The organism is Mesorhizobium sp. M5C.F.Ca.IN.020.29.1.1 (genome assembly GCF_003997375.1).
Classification (GTDB): domain Bacteria; phylum Pseudomonadota; class Alphaproteobacteria; order Rhizobiales; family Rhizobiaceae; genus Mesorhizobium; species Mesorhizobium wenxiniae.
The window spans coordinates 18,232-35,728 of the sequence record NZ_RZSW01000011.1 but is presented as its reverse complement, the minus strand read 5'-3'; the positions used below and the strand labels follow the sequence as shown (position 1 = coordinate 35,728).

Sequence of the window (17,497 nt, the reverse complement as noted above, 5' to 3'; positions counted from 1 at the left end):
AGGACTGCTCATGAATGAGACTATGAGAATGGCTCAATACGTAAATAGTCGCCGGCAAGCTCCATAGAGCTGGTTCCGTGCGGTGCTCCGCGATGTCTAAGTACCGAACCGCTTGCTCAAATCGCAGCGCTCATCGAAGGCCAGCAAAACCTCATGCAGAGCGAAAATCCTCAACCGCCCGTTTCAAAGACGCTGGCTCCATTTCGAAACAAGGTGTTTCGCTCAATTTGGACGGCCACCCAGATTTCCAGCCTGGGTTGGCTAGTGCAAACGGTCGCCATCAGTTGGCTTATGGCAACGATTTCTGCGTCCGACCTTATGGTTGCACTCGTCCAGGCCGCATCTACATTGCCGGTGTTCTTCCTCTCAGTTTTCGCCGGAGCCATTGCCGACAACTTCAGCCGCCGGTGGGTGATGTTTGCGGGACACTGCCTGATAGCATCGGCGTCGACGACGCTGATGATTTCTGTGGGTCTGGGATTTGTCAGTCCTTGGCTGATTCTCGGGTTAGGTTTCCTGGCCGGCTGCGGCTTTGCCTTGAATGATCCGGCCTGGCACGCTTCGGTCGGCGATATCCTTCACAAACGCGACATTCCGGCCGCAGTGACGCTTATGTCCGTCGGATACAACATTGTGCGCAGCGTTGGTCCGGCCTTGGGGGGCGTGATCCTGGCCGTCTTTGGGCCGCTGGCCGCTTTCGCCTTGGCTGCGGTGAGTGATCTGGCGCCTATAAGCGCGATATGGCGCACCAAATGGGAGGTCCGCTCTTCGCCTCTCCCTCGTGAGAGAATGACGACGGCAATTCATGACGGAGTGCGCTTTACGGCGATGTCTTTGGAGATCAGGGCAGCGACCGCCCGAGCAGCTCTTTTCGGATTGGCAAGCATCTCCATTCTGGCGTTGCTCCCTCTCGTCGTCCGGGATCAGTTGAAGAGTGGGCCAATTGTCTACGGTATCTTATTGGCCGGCTTCGGCATGGGTGCTTTCATCGCGGGCATGGGCAACGGCTTCTTGAGGAAGGTCACGTCTCAAAACAGGCTGGTGGCCTTCGCCTCTGTGGCTTGTGCAGTCTGTTGCCTCTCCCTTGCCCTGACATCGTCGGTTCCTGTGGCGGCCATTTCGCTGGCGCTCGGCGGAGCGGGTTGGCTTATCACCTGGACGGGCATTGACGTGTCGGTGCAGTTGGCAAGCCCAAGGTGGGTTGTAGGCCGCACGCTCTCCATTTACTACGCCTTGAGCGCAGGCGGTATGGCTGCTGGCGGCTGGATCTGGGGTTCTGTCGCGCAAAACTATTCCTTGACCTCAGCATTGGAGGGCGCCGCGGGCGCTCTGTTGCTGGTTGCAGCTGCGGGAATACTGTTGCCGGTCCGTCCGTGGGAAGAAACGGATCAGGAAAGTTCGGATTTTCATCCCCGGGACGTGGCACTCGATCTGAAGCCCAGAAGTGGCCCTATCGTGGCCAAGGTCGAGTATTCAATATCGGAGGAGAATATCGAGCTTTCTGGGCTACATGCGCGCCAGGCGGCACGTTCAGAGCCGTGCAGGTGCACGAAACTGGACGCTCCAGCGAAATCTTCAAACGCCGTCACTTTGGACGGAGACATTCCGCACCCCAACCTGGATGGATTTTCTTCGTCTAAATCATCGGCTCACGGCAGCGGATAAGGAAGTCGGCCAGCATCTCCTGGCACTGCATGAAGGAGAGCTGCCTCCGCAGACAGTGCTTTCGATTGAACGAACGACTGAGGCAGCTCGTACCCGTCCCTCAACAATGTTTTCTCGTCCTCCGAGGTGACGCCATGACGAAGAGAGCACATGGTTCACAATGTGCCCAAGCTGCGACGAAAAGGTCGTGCCCAGAACCAGGCCTTAACCCACTAAGAACCAAAACGCCGTAGACGGCCAGGGGCGGCCCCGCTGCCGTTGTTCTGAAGGCCGGCCAGCTTTCCACCCTGGCGGGTGGTAATTCCATCGGGTTCCCTTTGGCCTTCGCTCAGCGATTCGCAAGAAAAGCATCGAATGCGGCAGCAACAGCACGAACCACAAAGCGATGTTCCTGCCGCACGCGGATGAAACCATCTTCGATGTCCACAATCCCATCCTTGGCCAGCATCGCCAAGCGTTCAGCGGAATCGACAAAACGGAGCGGATCAAATTGGTGGGCGGCACAGATGGCCGGCACGTCGGCCTCCAAATCGCACATCAGCCGCTCGATGATTGCGGCTCGCACGCGATCTTCGTCGGTGAGACGATAGCCCTTTGACGTCGCCGGACGGCCCGCCGCGATGTGCCGGGTATAACGATCCCGTGTGACCTCGTTCTGGACGTAACCCCCGCCGATGCGGCCGATAGCAGAAGCGCCGAAACCGATCAGAGTTTTGCACGTATCGGCCGAATAACCCAGCGAGTTGCGGCGCAGGCGACCGGCTTTCTGCGCCAGGGCAAGTTCGTCGTCCGGCAATGCGAAATGGTCGAGCCCGATCTCTCGGTAACCGGCGGCTATCAGCGTCTCGGCCACGGCCGCAGCCTGTTCGGCACGGGCATCGCTATCCGGTAGAGCTGCCTCCTCGATCAGGCACTGATTCTTATCACGGAAGGAATGTGCGCGTAGCCGAACACCGCGACCCGGTTGGGGCGCATGGCGACCGCCGCCATCGCGGTCTGGACGCAGGACTGCACAGTCTGTTTAGGGAGACCGAAGATGAGGTCGAAATTGATACGGCTGATTCCATGCCCGCGGAGATTTTCGACGGCGGCCGCAGTCTGCGCCTCACTCTGGACCCGGTTGATCGCTTTTTGAACTTTGGGGTCAAAGCTCTGCACGCCAAGGCTTGCCCGGTTCACGCCCGCTACTCCTAAGGTTTCGGCCATCTCGGCCGTGAACGCGCGTGGGTCGATCTCGACTGCGACGGCGGTCGCTTTGCTGAACGCGAAGCGGCGGCGCAGGAGTACCATCAAGTCCAAGAACTCCGCTGGCCCGATGAGGGTCGGTGTTCCGCCGCCGAAATGGACGTCGCTCACGGGCAGCGCCTGCGGCGCTTGCTCAGAGACCAAACGAATCTCCTCACGCAGCACCGTCAGACAGTTAAGAACCGGCCCATCCCGGCGGGTGATTGTGGTAGGGAAGCCGCAATACCAGCACATCGATCGGCAGAACGGAATGTGGACATAGAGCGACACCGAATCGCCGGCAGGCAGGCCCCTCAGCCATTCCTCATAATCCTCCGCACCGACTGTCGTGGAGAAGTCCGGCACAGTCGTATAGATGGTGTACCAAGGCAGTCGGGCCTCGCGATATTTTGTCAGGATCGAGGTCTGCAAGAGCTATCGTTCCATGCCGCGGACCAACATCCTTGTCGCTGCCCTCTCCTTCTGTCCTTGAGCTATGTCAGTCCGTCCGGCTTTTCGCCGCGAACTTGTATGGGTTAATGTCATTCCTGACACGGCGATTTACCACCGCTTCCCCTTCAGTCTGCCCCTTTCTCGACGAGACGCCGTAGCGCGGTATCGCCATATGCTGCGAGATGACCGGGACCACTTTGCCTTGCTCTCCGACTGGTAGCGCGCCTCGGGTAGCGATTCCCAGCATCTGGCGAGCTCTTTTTTTCGATTGCCCGCCAAGACCATTTGGCTCTCGCGCGCTGTCTATCAGGGAAGTGGTCGACGTAATCAGCAGGTCCGCCGCGGTCCTAAGAGCCTGCTGACCGGTCGCTGAAAGCAGCTGAGCCGCGAGGCGCATGATCGACGCCAGATCGCGCTCGGCGCAGAGCGAGGTGAGTCGCACAAGGCGAGAATTCGCATGTGCCGCCGCAAAACGGAACGCGCCACGCTCGGCACCGCGCAACGGGGCTCCCGCCTGACCTACCAACCGGCGGGGGGCATGATGTTTCGACCCAGAGGCTTCACGGCGAACAAATGCTGTCGGAATCCAACAAAAGTGTCACAGATCGAACAGACGAACCGTGCCCTACGTCTGCTTTCGCGCGCAGCCTGCCCCCCAAATCAAAAAGAAGGGAGCGCGACGAAGTTGCGCCGGCCATCCAAGTGTCAGCACGGAGTTACGTCTTCAGGATGGCACGTCGCTTGCTGCTCTGCATTGAAGACCGACGGATGCACATCTTTTTTTGCTCGCGGGATGGCCAACGGCTCGCCCTTTGACGCTCTCCGCATTTAATCTTTGATTGGAGATCCAGAATGAATGTAAGGAGCCTTTTTCTCGGCTCAGCTGCGGCCCTGATCTCCGTTTCGGTCGCTTGCGCAGCTGACGAAGTCTCCGCGCCGGACCCGACCGAATACGTCAAGATCTGCGACGCCTACGGTTCGGGATACTCTTATATCCCCGACACCGAGACCTGCCTGCGCATCGGCGGCTACATCCGTTACGACATCGGCCTCGGCGATGTCCGATCGTATGACGGGGCAAGAACCTCCGATCTGAGAACTGGCGAGGCTCAGGGGACGTGGCGAAAGAACGGGCGTTTCACGTTCAAAACTTGGACCGGCCAAGAGACCGAGCTCGGCGCGTTGAGGACCTATACCGAAACTCGCATCAACTTCGGCAACCGCAACGCTTATTCGGGTCCGGAGAGTCCTCAGAAGAACAATGCCTTCAACAGCGGCGTCACGTTGGGTTCCGCCTGGATGCAGCTTGGTGGCCTCCGAATTGGTAAGGACGGGCCGGCGTTCGATACGTTTATAGGCTACGCTGGTAACGTCCTCGATAACATACTCGTTCCGTACGGCGACTTCGATGCCAACGTGGCTCAGTACTACTTCGATGCCAGTAATGGCTTTTCGGCAGTGGTTTCCCTCGAACAAGGATCGGGTGCAGTCGGTACTATCGACAGCCATGTTCCACACGTCGTCGTCGGCGTGAAACAGACGCAGGGGTGGGGCGCGATCACCGGCGTGATCGCTCGTGACAGCAACTACGAAGCGTTGGCCGGCAAGGTCCGCGTTGACGTCCAAGTCACAGATGACCTGTCGCTATTCGGAATGTTCGGCTACGGCTCCATTGGCAATCTCAACGATGACCCAACCAACGCAGTCGCCGGTCATGGTCGCGGCTTCTACAAAACTTGGGGCGGCAACTGGGCTTTCTGGGCCGGCGCCACTTACGAGTTCGACGAGAAAACCTCGTTCAACCTTCAGGTATCGGGTGATCAGCTCAGGAACTCTGGTGTGGCTGCAAACATCGCCTATATGGTCGTTCCAGGTTTCACAGTCACAGCCGAAGTCGACTATTACCATTACGGCAACTTCGGCCTCGGCACGGCCGACCCTGCCGGGGTGAATTGGACTGGCGCCGGCAAAAAGAACAGCCTGGCTGGCATACTCCGTTTCCAGAGCTCATTTTGACCGAACGAAATCTGCGTCTTGGTGGTTGACGGAAACCTGCAAGTCCTAGTGCAAGCACCACGGCAGCAATCCAACACAAAGCAGCGTGTGAGTGACCACGTTCCGTCGAGCGAGGTCGATCTCGTCCGAGATTGACAAGTTTGCCTTCGTGCACCGGCGTTGCAAGCCGACCTGGGCGATCGTCGCAAAGCCGGGATATCAGAACACCTCAATAATCACTGTCCGACATTGGCTGTTGCCCGTCCACTCTATCGACTAAGCCAAATTTGGGGCCTCAATCTCCTCGTTGCGTTCGACGCTCTGAAAGTGAACGCGCGCACACGGCCGCGGCACGAAGCATAAACTGGGTGAGGTGGTTGTGAGTGCGGCCATCGCGCGGCTACGCACCTACCCGCGCAATCGCCGCAGGGGTACTCCCTTATTGATGAATCGAGCTCCGCTCCAGTGAGTCAGTCGGGCAGGAGGTCGGAGAGGCGATCTCGGACAACAGTCGCAGGTGTCGCAATCGGCCGCCCTTTGGTGCGAATGTCTCGTCCAACGGCAGCTCCGGGGATGTGCGGAATGTATCCATGATTTGGATGATCCAGATCCAAACAATCTATTGTTCAATTTATCAGCCTTCGCGAAAGCTGACCGCGGTACCACAGCGTTGCAGGCGCAGATACGCACGCAGGTGGCGCCTCCAACAGCGTCTTAGTTGCGACCCGGGCATTCTGGGTGCGTTCAACGCGGGGGCCGTGCACCCCTGCGCCCGCGATTGTCCAGCGTTCATAATTGGAGAAAGAATTTGCGACCAAGTAAGAGACTGGCCGGACTGGCATTCTTGATTATAGCGACTGTACCGCTCTCCTCGAACGCTTCGGGCGAGAGCATTTTGGGAGCCCTATCGAAGGCATATGAGAACGATTCTTCTCTGTCGGCCCGCGCCAATGTTCGCGTCACCGACGAGAGCGTGGCAATCGCAAAATCAGGGTGGCGCCCGACGATCGAGGGTTTCGCGACCATCGATCAGTCCAGCAGCCATGTAAACGGGAAGAAGTAAAAACAAGCGCATGACGACCGGCGAATATGGCGTGCAGATCAAGCAGACGCTGTTCGACGGTTTTCAGACGAGGAACAATGTCGCGGCCGCCGAATCGCAGGTAAGAGCTTCGGTAGAAAGCCTGGGCGACACTGAAGAGAACATCCTGTTCAAAGCAGCCCAGGCCTATATGGATGTCGTTCGCGACCGGCAGGTATCGGTGCCGACGCATCAAAACGCGCGGTTCCTGACCGAGCAGGCGCGAGCTGCGCGTTACGCTTCAAGATCGGCGAAGTCACGCGTACTGTCGCTCAGGCCGACGCTTTGCGCGCCTCTGCCGTGGAGCAATTGGCCGCCGCCCGTGAGCAGGTCCTGGTAAGCGCGGCGACTTATCGTCAGTTAGTCGGCCACGAGCCGGGGAGGCTCAGGGCCGCTTCGCCGCTGTCGAAGCTTTTGCCGGCGAGTCTCGATGCGGCACTCGTGACTGCATCACGCGAGCACCCCACCATTCTCGCCTCGGAGCATCTGATCGACGCGGCAGCGTTTTCGGTGAAATCGGCCGAACGTGCGCTGCTGCCGCAACTATCCGCTTCCGCCGGCGTCTCGAGCGCCTATAGCAACACCTCGCCTATTGCCAGCCAACAGGACGGTACGACCAATTCAGCTAGCATCGGCGCGAAATTGACCATACCGATCTATTCGGGTGGCCGCGCTTCGGCGCTTGTACGACAGAATAAAGAGTCGCTCAGTCAGGTGATTGCCGCTGCGCAGCTTGCCTTGAATGGCGTCGTCGAGGAGCGCGATGTCGGCCAGCGCACCACGCTCGACGTTCTCAATGCCCAGGCGCAGTCATCACCGGGATGATCAATCAAGCCAAAGCCAAACATGACGTCGTGGTGGCGAGTTATGGGATCCTACAGGCAATCGGTCACCTGTCGGCCGAGCGTCTCAACCTGCAGGTGATAAAATACAGGCCGGAACAACACTACAACGATGTCAAAGACAAGTGGATCGGCCTACGCACGCCGGATGGGCGATAAGCTGTCGAGCGGATGTACCCACATGCACTCAGAGTCACTCCACCGATCCGAGCACAGGGGCGTCGTCAGCAGCGCCGCGCATGGGCGTGAATGCATCCATATCGTCGATGCTATTTATCGAAGCATTCGATTTCTCTAGTTGTGCGATGTTGAATATGAAGGCGTAACTTGGCGCGGTGGGCAACATCGGAGTAGTTGCATGGGAGGCCCGGGTGCCGAGACCATCTTCTGAAGAGAGGTCGTATGGTTTGGATTGCCAGGGCAAACGGTGGTCGTGGAGGCAACGATCACGTATTCGCCGCAGATAGCTGGGCCATCTAGCGGGCGACAATGGCCGCGACAAACCGCATATTGGTGATGGCGGTCCCGGCGACGATGTCCTGTATCCGGTGACGTGAAGCCCTGAGCGACGCGCTGGTCGCATACCGAGCTGTTCGGCGCAATTGCGACGATGTTGCCACATCGTAGTTGCGACTGCAGCTCCCACCATAACAACCTCAATCAAAAGCTCGGTTCAAATCCAGGAGCGAAGCAATATGCATCGTCGTAATCTGATCAAAGGGTTCGTTGCACTCGGCGGGTGTGCCATTAGCGCTGAAGCCGCGCGGGCGGCCAGTACCCATTGGGGATATGCCGGCCCGGCAGGACCCGAACACTGGGGCGATCTGGATGAAAGGAATTTCGTCTGCTCGGCGGGCACGCAGCAATCGCCGATCGATGTCAAGGGCGCCATCAAGGCGGATATTCCCCAAATCGCCATAGGTTGGCACAAGGGCGGCGGCAGGATGGTGAACAACGGCCACACCATTCAAGTCAACCTGCCGCAAGGCAGCACGCTCACCCGCGGGGATCGTGTCTACGACCTGCTACAGTTCCATTTCCATGCGCCGAGCGAACACCACGTCGCGGGCAGGAGTTTTCCGATGGAAGCGCATTTCGTCCATAAAGACGCCGACAGCGATACTGTGGGTGTGCTGGGCGTGTTTCTGACGCCGGGCGCGACAAATGCCAGCTTTGCCAGCCTTGCCGCAGCATTTCCCGCAACCTCAGGCGAGGAGACAGCGGTCGACGAGGTCGACCCCAACGAGTTTTTGCCGGCTTCGCTTGCCTACTGGACATATGAAGGATCATTGACGACGCCGCCATGCACCGAAAACGTCGAGTGGATGGTTGCAATGGAACCGGTTGACGTCGACCCAGCAGACATGGAGCGATTTACCTCACTCTATCCGTTGAACGCGCGGCCTATCCGTTCACCCAATCGGCGCTTCATCCTAGGCCTGGGCTGAGGTCCCGCCACCGTCACGGGGCAAGGCCCGGCTGACGCGCTATATCGACGTCATCGCTCCGCGTCGCAGAGGCCCTTTGGGAGCTCAGCCTCACCTTGGTGCGGACCAAGACCAAGTTGGTCGGTCGCGCTGCGATGCGTGGGCAAGCGCGGCAGGAAACGATCTAATTTCTAGGCCTGACGCCGCACTGCACGCGTAACCCGAAGATTTTGATCGGCGCGTCGATATCGTTGGTATAGTCGAGCCGGTCGACCCCGATCGCAAGCTTCGCGCCATTGAGTTTCTTCTGCAGGATGAGATATAGGCGTCCTGTTTCCCAAGCGACTCCGAAGCACATTGTGCGACCTGCCTGGGATCGATACCGGTCGGAACTTTTGGCAAACACCAAGTTTTCTGGGAGGCATGGAAGTTGTCCAGGTGCCACCTGGGGGGTGATGCATCAGGCGACCTCCCTCCCTGCAACCTCTCTCTGCCGTCGTCTCACGCGGACCGACCTCGATTGCAGGACACCCGAGACGATCTCTTCCATCCACGGGCACTTTGCTTTGCTATCACCTCGGTAACGATGCGGCGGTATCAGTACGCCCGAAATGGAGTTCGTCGCCCTCCGCGAGAACCTCGGCCTTGAAGATTGAACGGCAAGCTGCAGCACGACGGAGCCGTTCGGCGCGGTGCTTCCTTATTCGCCGCACCCGAATTGGTGCGCGACGAGGCCGCGCGCGGACGAGCATCATTCCCCAGCATCTATCATCCTGAGAGCGAGCGGGTGATCCTCGGCTGTAATTTCCTGGTCAAGATCAACGCCTATCGGGAGCTCGGTCGTCACCTCTGATGACGGAAGGGGAAAAATGCTCTGGACGGCCACTGGAGCGCCAGCGCTGTGTTGGACCTGTCGACCGCGGCAACATCCACAAGGTTCTGGATTGGCGTGCGAAATGCGCCGGTGCCGATTGGTACCATCCAGCTTTACCAGGGCTCGAGTCGAACCTGACCAGCTTGAGCATCAGCGTGAGCGGCTCGCCCCATTGCGAGCTGGCGTCGCACCTGATTTCTTTCAGAAGAGATGCAGGGTGGTTCGATCCGGCACTGACCCTTGAGCGGGGGGCTGGTTTGAGCCGGTGCCGGACCGAACCGTCTCAGGGCAACGCCGGCTATCTCGTGGAAGATTGGGACAACGCCGCGGCTAAACGGTGGCGATAATGTGTCACGGATTCACCAATTCCAACAAGCACTTCGCCAAATGTGACTAGACGTTTCGGAAACGGCGTAGTGCAGCTGGCTTTGGCCAGAGCTCTTCAGTTCGGCCACGAAAACGCGAACATTGGCTGTGGGACTGACCGATCACTGCGGTCGGGTGGAAGATAGGGAACACTCGCAATTGATTCCGCAGATCGACGGGCGACACACACCATTGTGACCAGCAGGTGCGGCTCGACTCGCGCGACATCGACCAGATCCTCAGGAAGGACTCACACTGGCAGCCACTGAGTGGCGCGATCATCTTGCCGGTTGCCTTAGCCTACCTGAGCGACGCGGATGAACGCCACACTTGGCTGTTCAGGCAGACGCCGTGGCACCATCGCCCCCTGTCGCGTCGGACCCAGGTCCTCACAGGCATGCTGCGTTCTGGGCGGCGGCCGCAACGAGATGCTCCTCGAAGGTCGACCAAAAGCTGAATGCTGAAACGATCACGACAATGGGGTCAATAGTGGGCCTGTATTGTATCCTCATCGGACCAGCCGCCCATCTTAGCCGATGGCCTGCTTGCAACAGATCCTTCAAAGAAAATCGTAGACTCTTAGCACTCCAAACCGCTGGGAATGGTTATGTTTCATCTGACGCAAGTGGGTCGAGACCGTGGCGCCGTGTACCGAGCCAAAACTGCAGCGGGTTTAATGCAATGCCGGCAAGAGCACCCATGTTGGCCGGGAAACGAGTTGCCTGCCGGTCGAGCGTATTGCTCCTGTCGGACAAGAAAATTTCCTCTGAAGGTCTGGAGGACGCGAAGTGGACGGAATCAATAGGACGACCGCCCAACCGATCATAAAACTGGTCAGGAGCCTAAGGGCGGCGGCTCATCTTGATCGGCTTCGGATCCTGGGACTTTGCGCGCATGCGGACCTAACCGTCTGCGAGCTGGCAGAAGTTCTGGCTCTGCCCCGCGAGCACGTTATCGGACATGTCCGACAGCTCGCCAGAGCCGGCTTTCTTCTCGGCAACGAACAGCGCCCCTGGCCTTCGTACCACCTCGAAGCAGGAGGCTCTGACGGCGGCTTGGTTCAATTGTTGGTTGATCTCCTGCCCCACGGCGATGGCCATCACAGACAAGACCTTCTGCGCCTGGAGGCGATACAGGGCGCGCGGTCCAAGGTGACCGCCTGCTTGTCCTGAAACTTAGTCCGCATGGAGCGCGAAGCTGATATGAACAATTCGACTGGCGGCGCCATCGCGGAGCCTGACACTTGCGGGTGGCCTCACCTGGCCGCCGTAGATTCTCGCGTTCACGAGCTGCTTTTAAGACAGGAGCGCCAGGAGCGGACGACCCTCAAACTTATCGCCTCCGAGAACTTCGCGTCCTCGGCGGTATTGGAAGCGACCGGGTCTATTTTCACCAACAAGTATGCCGAGGGATATCCCGGCGCGCGCTACTACGCCGGAAACGAGATCGTCGATGAGCTTGAGACCCTCGCGATCGAGCGCCTGAAAGCGCTATTTGGCAGTGAGCACGCCAACGTGCAGCCTTATTCAGGCTCGCCAGCCAACCAGGCTGTCTGTCGAGCGCTGTTGTGTCCGGGAGACAAGATGATGGGCTTGACCCTCCCCGGCGGCGGGCATCTGACTCACGGTTGGGTCGTCAACTTCTCGGGCACTGACTATCAGCGAGTTCCGTACGGGCTGCACGAAAAGACGCAGCAGATTGACCATGACCGCTTGCGCGAGACGGCCAAGCGGGAACGCCCGAAGCTAATTTGGGTCGGCGGAACTGCTTATCCGCGTATTTTTGACTACGCGGCAATGGCCGAAATTGCTTCGGAGGTGAACTCGTATCTGGTGGCTGACATCGCCCACATCAGCGGCCTGGTTGTCGCAGGAGTGCATCCGAACCCCGTGCCCCATTGCGATGTAGTCACCAGCACCTCTCACAAATCGATCCGCGGCCCCCGCGGTGGCTTCATATTGTCAAGGAATGAAGACCGCTATCAGGCGCTCTATCATTCCAAGAGCAAACACAATCTGGCCAAACGCATAGACCGTGCCGTGTTCCCTCTCCTCCAGGGCGGACCGCACATGAATACGATTGCCGCGCTAGCTGTCGCTCTGCACGAAGCAGGGACCCCGTCCTTCCGTGTGTACGGTCAGCAGATCGTCGACAATGCGAAGGCTCTGGCCCAGGCGCTTCTGGAGCGAGGTTACGAACTCGTCACCGGGGGCACTGACAATCACATGCTGATCCTTGATCTTCGGGACCGGCCGCTGTCCGGGAAAGCCTATGCCGAGCGCTTGTCGCAAGCAGGTATCATTACGAATTTCAATATGGTGCCGGGCGACCGGCGCCATCCCGCGCTCACCAGCGGCATTCGGTTAGGGACGCCAGCAGTGACGTCTGTGGGCATGCGCGAGGCGGAAATGCTGCAGATCGCCGCCTTCATCGACCTGGTTTGCGGCCAGCCCGATGATTCGGACGTGCATGCCCGCGTGCGCAGAGACGTTGCCGACTTCTGTGCTGCGTTCGACGTACCTGGCATCTCCGACAGGTAAGACGGACAGATCAACTGTCACATCTAATCCAACGTTTGAAACGAGGACATTCCATGACCAGACAATTCGTGTTCTCTTCCGAATCCGTCGGCGCGGGACATCCCGACAAGATGGCCGACAATATCTCAGATGGCGTCCTCGATGCGATCCTTCGTAAGGATCCTAAGGCTCGCGTCGCCTGTGAAGTGTTGGTGAAGACGGGGATGGTCGTTGTGGCTGGCGAGATCACCAGTCACGCGCAGATCGACTACAGCCAGGTTGCCCGCGATATCATTTTGGACATTGGATATGATAACGATGCGATCGGCTTTGACGGCCGGCGTTGCGCCGTGATCCTGGCCTTATCCGAGCAGTCGCCCGACATCAGCCAGGGCGTCGACGAGGGACGAGGGCAGGATCTCGAGCAGGGAGCGGGGGATCAGGGCCTCATGTTCGGGTACGCGTGCAATGAGACCGGAACATTGATGCCGTTGCCAATCCAACTCGCTCACGAATTGACAAAAAAACAGGCAGAGGTGCGCCAAACCGGACGCCTTGGCTGGCTTCGCCCGGACGTTAAATCTCAAGTGTCCGTTCGTTATGAGGGTTTGCGCCCGGTAGCGCTTGATACCATAGTCCTGTCGACGCAGCATGACGAGGAGGTCTCACAAGCCACAGTCCGCGAAGGCGTCATTGAGGAGATCATAAGGCCGGTCTTGCCCTACGACTTGGATACGACGGGGATAAGGTTCCTGGTCAATCCGACAGGCCGGTTCGTGCTCGGTGGGCCTGCCGGCGACTGCGGCCTCACTGGACGGAAGATCATCGTCGATTCCTACGGCGGGACGGGGCGTCACGGCGGGGGTGCCTTTTCGGGCAAGGACCCGTCCAAGGTTGATCGGTCGGCCGCCTATGCGGCGCGGTACGTCGCAAAAAATGTCGTTGCCAGCGGACTTGCGGAGGTCTGCGAGGTTCAGCTTGCTTATGCGATCGGTGTGGCCGCGCCGGTCTCTATCCTCGTCAATACATTCGGAACCGCAAAGATCGACGAAAAAAGGATCGAGCGCGCAGTTCTTGAGCTTTTCGATCTCCGACCAAAAGGCATCATCAAAATGCTTGATCTCTTACGCCCGATATACCGCAAGACCGCGACATACGGACACTTCGGCCGGGAAGAGCCGGAGTTCACCTGGGAAAGGACGGACAGAGCTAACGACCTGCTGCGTGAGGCAGGACCGGCAGCTGCTTGATGCGCCGATGTTGGGTCAAGCGCATACGGCAGCCCATTCCACGCTTGCCAAAAAAACCCGGCCGCGGCCGGCATAGCAGAAAGCCGGTGACTCGTTGGCGGAGATATTGATGCCGGATTATGACGTGCTTTGCATCGGCAATGCCATTGTCGACATCATCGCCCAGTGCGAGGAGGAATTCCTCGAAACCAACGGCATCATCAAGGGCGCGATGAACCTGATCGACACAAGGCGCGCCGAGCTGCTCTACAGCCGCATGGGCCCGGCCATCGAAACCTCCGGCGGCAGCGCCGGCAACACGGCGGCGGGCGTCGCCAGCTTCGGCGGTCGCGCCGCCTTCTTCGGCAAGGTCTCGAACGACACGCTTGGCGAAATCTACGCGCATGACATGCATGCCCAGGGCGTCGCCTTCGACACCAGGCCGCTCAACGGCGAACCGCCGACGGCGCGCTCGATGATCTTCGTCACGCCGGACGGCGAGCGCTCGATGAACACCTATCTCGGCGCTTGCGTCGAACTCGGCCCGGAGGATGTCGAGGCCGACAAGGCGTCGGGCGCCGCGGTCACCTATTTCGAGGGCTATCTGTGGGACCCGCCGCGCGCCAAGGAAGCGTTCCGGCAGACGGCGAAGCTCGCCCATGCAGCCGGGCGCGAAGTGTCGATGACATTGTCGGATTCGTTCTGCGTCGACCGTTATCGCGACGAGTTTCAGGACCTGATGCGCTCAGGCACCGTCGACATCGTCTTTGCCAACAGCCATGAGATCAAGGCGCTCTACCAGACCGCCTCCTTCGACGAGGCGCTGGGCCAGATCCGCAAGGACTGCAAGATCGCCGCGGTTACCCGCTCGGAAATGGGCTCGGTCATCGTGCGCGGCGACGAGACCGTCACCGTCGAGGCGACCAAAATCCGGGAGCTGGTCGACACCACCGGCGCCGGAGACCTCTATGCCGCCGGCTTCCTCTACGGTTACACGCAAGGGCGCAGCCTGAAGCATTGCGGCGATCTCGGCTCGCTGGCGGCCGGGCTCGTCATCCAGCAGATCGGGCCAAGGCCGAGGCAGAATTTGCGCCGCGAGGCTGAGCAGGCGGGGCTGGTCCATCTAAATATTTCCAACGGCTGGTTGGGGAGCGCAGGTAAATTGAAATGTCGCACGCGCATGCCCCTTTAGTGGCGGCTTTCGGCCCGTGATCGCGCCGTTCAGGCGATCGACCTTTTAGGCGCTTTCAGCTAACCAGAGTTCAATTTCGGCGAGATCAAGCGTGTCCATTTAGGCGCATGACGGTACGGTGCAACCCGGATTGCTCGGATACTGTGCTGATAGCGGCGGATTCGCTTTTCATCGGAAGCTCCGGGCCCTTCGTTCAGGTCGCTATGGCGGTTCTGAGCTCGTCGCCTAACCAAGCGCGGTGTTGCCTTGCTCCTGATTTCCCGACATTGCTCGATGAGCATCAAATGCCTCGGCGTCATCGAGCAGCACTCCATCGCCACCATCTTTCCGATAGTCCTCAGCGATTCGAATGCAGAGCCGTTAGATGAGGTGCGGTGCGCCTGATACTGCCGCACGCATCACTTCGTGCAGCCCATCCGGGTACGATAGCAGAATATCTTTGATGCGGCGCTGGCGATCTTACTTTCAGTCTTGGTGATAGTGGCGTTCCCCAGGGAATAGGTGACGTTGAACATCACCAGCCTGCCATGACCGAACCCGGTCGAGCCAGAGCAGAACATCGCAACGTGACGCTGACCGACACGCGCGTTTCGGCGATCGGCTCTTCCACGGATTGGATGGCGCCATCCTATCACACGGCCGCACCTCCGGCGAGGCCGAGCCGCTCATTCTCCTGGCCGGAATCCTTGGCGCAGCCGGCTCTACCAGCAGCTCGGGCGGTTGGCCGTTCTGACGAAGTGGCGCAGATCGCTACGCGGTGGATGCGCGGTAGCGATGGCCTTGTTCAAACAAATCGCTGGCATGCGGCACATCGATTCGGGCTCGGAAGCGGACGGTTGCAAGCGCGACTAACGCCCTCACCGCTACTTTCTGGGCCGTTTATGGTTTCCACGGCGAGCCAGCTCTAGTCCCGTCATCTCGAAATCTGTCGGATTCCGGGTAGCGACACGGCCGCCGTTTATACGTGCAATTGCGGCGATCATGCCATCGGGCGCCGACAATCCCCGCCCCTGGCGCAGGGTAGCGCACATGATTTCACCATAGGCCAAGGCTGCCTCTTGAGTTTACCCTAAAAATTCAGTCAGCAAATCGACGTCGCCAGCTAGAAAATCCCTGCTCCAGGGATCGCGAACAGGGACACGCGGAGATGAAGATGACGGTGAGATACCAGGCGACCATCATTGTCCCTCTCCGAGGCAGGTACTAGCAGCGTCAGGCTCACGGCTATTGCGATGGGGCCGAAGAGAAGACCGACCCGAACAACGCACCCGAGTGTGCATTTGCGAATTTGGACGTTTGCTTTGGCCGCATTTCAGACCGCTTCCTGTCAGGCGACGTGCGCTTCAGGGGCACGCTTTAGCCCAGTGATCATGGCTCAAACGATGTTCGATGTGATTGAAGCTCCCCGGACCCCGCCAATGGCAAGCGCGACCTGAGACGGCATCGGATGGCAGGCGGTTCATGCGCCTGCTCGACATTGGGTGCCCGTCCAGGAGAACCGGGCAGTATTTTTTTGGTTAGGTGATCATGGCTTCTCGTTGTCCGTGCGCGGTTTCATGACCGCGCATGCACCGTGCCAAATCAGGAAACCGTTTGGGGGCAGTGATTAAGCGGACTCAGCTGTGTTGCGTGTCCGACATTGTCGGACATCTGACATCACCGAACGCGAAGCCGGCTTTCGGCTCGGGATGAGATCGGCTCGTGCGGAAGACGATTGAGCCGCGGCAGAAGCTAGGATGCGCTGATTGCCCGGATCATTGGATTGGATGCAATCGGCGTTGGAGCCACTGAGAAGAACGTTGCCACTTGTGGAGATAATTTGCCTCTCGCCCCGGTCGGCGACCTAGCTCTCTCGCCACCGAAGGCGAGCTGGTCGTCCCAATAGGCCTCAAACTCGACCTTGTATTCGAAAGGCGGCAACTGGCGGTCACGGCACCATTCGCCGATGAAACCAGCCCGCGCTTTGGCTGCTCGTCAGCGATCGTCAATTCCCTCTGCGGGCCCTGGCCGTCGCTGTGGCTCTCAAGTGGTTGATGCGGGTCGCAGCGTAAAGGGCTCCTAACGCATCTCAATGGCTCGCCTCCGTGAGCGGCTTGCGTCGGCAACCAAGCGGGCGCGGGCAATCTCGACGCATTCGCTAAATGATGACGGGCGAAGGTTCGCGCAGGGCGACGACCACGCGGCAGCGGTCTGACTGGTGCTGTGCAGCTTATGAGCTTGGAGCGAGCTGCGCTCCCTGTCGGCGCGGAGCCGGCACTGGATGAAGGACCACGTAGTCGGGCAGGCCTGGCTTGCTTTCGGCGGATGCGCAGGCCTGCTGATCAAGGGTGGGCCCGCGGGGCCTCGTTCGGTGGTTGCGTTGCGAGCAAGAACCAATCCGCTCGGCATGTGTTCGGGACGGCTGCATGCCGGCCAGCGAGCGCCGCGCACCTGGTTCAGGCGAAGCGTCGTTCAACACTCGGGCTCGTCTGGGCCGCACAGTGATCGGCGGATTCAGGCGCTGCCGCGCATGAACACCTGACACGAGAGAAAGCCTCAGCTCGCAGAAGCTGCTGTCGAGCAGTGGAAGAAAAGCCGCTTGCACATTTCCCGGTCCGACTCACTCCAGAAACTTAACTGTTGCCCAAGAG

General features: G+C 59.4%; 7 protein-coding genes and 5 pseudogenes. 8 read left to right on the top strand and 4 right to left on the bottom strand.

The genetic code is table 11. The annotated features are described in order from the left end of the window. The first annotated feature begins 153 nt into the window (after positions 1-153). Positions 154-1,795: pseudogene (locus EOA85_RS02190) on the top strand (MFS transporter). 198 nt (positions 1,796-1,993) lie between these two features. On the opposite strand, the pseudogene hemN reads toward EOA85_RS02190, so the two are convergent. Both hemN and EOA85_RS02180 read right to left on the bottom strand, forming a co-directional pair. Further along, positions 1,994-3,321 (bottom strand): annotated as a pseudogene (hemN, locus tag EOA85_RS02185) (oxygen-independent coproporphyrinogen III oxidase). 67 nt (positions 3,322-3,388) lie between these two features. Then, a complete protein-coding gene (locus EOA85_RS02180) occupies positions 3,389-3,844 on the bottom strand; it encodes a hypothetical protein (RefSeq protein ID WP_127208173.1) in 456 nt (151 codons plus the stop codon). Between the two features lie 350 nt (positions 3,845-4,194). Between EOA85_RS02180 and EOA85_RS02175 the strand changes: the two genes are divergently transcribed. The 4 genes and pseudogenes from EOA85_RS02175 to EOA85_RS02160 all read left to right on the top strand — a co-directional run bounded on the left by EOA85_RS02175 (position 4,195) and on the right by EOA85_RS02160 (position 9,540). Beyond that, positions 4,195-5,358, top strand: coding sequence for a porin (locus tag EOA85_RS02175; RefSeq protein WP_127208172.1), 1,164 nt, complete (start codon positions 4,195-4,197; stop codon positions 5,356-5,358). A gap of 814 nt (positions 5,359-6,172) precedes the next feature. Beyond that, a pseudogene (locus EOA85_RS02170) lies at positions 6,173-7,419 on the top strand (TolC family protein). A 536-nt stretch (positions 7,420-7,955) separates the two neighbouring features. After that, on the top strand, positions 7,956-8,708 hold the full coding sequence (locus tag EOA85_RS02165) for a carbonic anhydrase (protein WP_127208179.1): 753 nt from the start codon (positions 7,956-7,958) through the stop codon (positions 8,706-8,708). A 631-nt stretch (positions 8,709-9,339) separates the two neighbouring features. After that, positions 9,340-9,540 (top strand): hypothetical protein, encoded by a 201-nt coding sequence (locus tag EOA85_RS02160; RefSeq protein ID WP_127208171.1) that lies wholly within the window; start codon positions 9,340-9,342, stop codon positions 9,538-9,540. 1,289 nt (positions 9,541-10,829) lie between these two features. Here EOA85_RS02160 and EOA85_RS37230 read toward each other — a convergent pair. Beyond that, the gene (locus EOA85_RS37230; RefSeq protein WP_164759452.1) at positions 10,830-11,027 is read right to left on the bottom strand and encodes a hypothetical protein; all 198 of its coding nucleotides are present in this window, start codon (positions 11,025-11,027) and stop codon (positions 10,830-10,832) included. A 102-nt stretch (positions 11,028-11,129) separates the two neighbouring features. Here EOA85_RS37230 and glyA point away from each other — a divergent pair, with 102 nt between their 5' ends. The 3 genes and pseudogenes from glyA to EOA85_RS02140 all read left to right on the top strand — a co-directional run. Beyond that, complete coding sequence (gene glyA / locus EOA85_RS02150) at positions 11,130-12,467, top strand: serine hydroxymethyltransferase (protein ID WP_127208177.1); 1,338 nt, start codon at positions 11,130-11,132, stop codon at positions 12,465-12,467. Between the two features lie 53 nt (positions 12,468-12,520). Further along, positions 12,521-13,696 (top strand): methionine adenosyltransferase, encoded by a 1,176-nt coding sequence (gene metK, locus EOA85_RS02145; protein WP_127208170.1) that lies wholly within the window; start codon positions 12,521-12,523, stop codon positions 13,694-13,696. 109 nt (positions 13,697-13,805) lie between these two features. Next, positions 13,806-14,795: pseudogene (locus EOA85_RS02140) on the top strand (adenosine kinase); the annotation flags it as partial. 935 nt (positions 14,796-15,730) lie between these two features. On the opposite strand, the pseudogene EOA85_RS38565 reads toward EOA85_RS02140, so the two are convergent. Next, a pseudogene (locus EOA85_RS38565) lies at positions 15,731-15,989 on the bottom strand (hypothetical protein); the annotation flags it as partial. Positions 15,990-17,497 lie beyond the last annotated feature (1,508 nt).

Excerpts from the sequence above, each read along its gene's own strand:
- EOA85_RS02175 (WP_127208172.1), top strand. The coding sequence starts at position 4,195 with ATGAATGTAAGGAGCCTTTTTCTCGGCTCAGCTGCGGCCCTGATCTCC.
- EOA85_RS02165 (WP_127208179.1), top strand. The coding sequence starts at position 7,956 with ATGCATCGTCGTAATCTGATCAAAGGGTTCGTTGCACTCGGCGGGTGT.
- EOA85_RS37230 (WP_164759452.1), bottom strand. The coding sequence starts at position 11,027 with ATGGCCATCGCCGTGGGGCAGGAGATCAACCAACAATTGAACCAAGCC.
- glyA (WP_127208177.1), top strand. The coding sequence starts at position 11,130 with ATGAACAATTCGACTGGCGGCGCCATCGCGGAGCCTGACACTTGCGGG.
- metK (WP_127208170.1), top strand. The coding sequence starts at position 12,521 with ATGACCAGACAATTCGTGTTCTCTTCCGAATCCGTCGGCGCGGGACAT.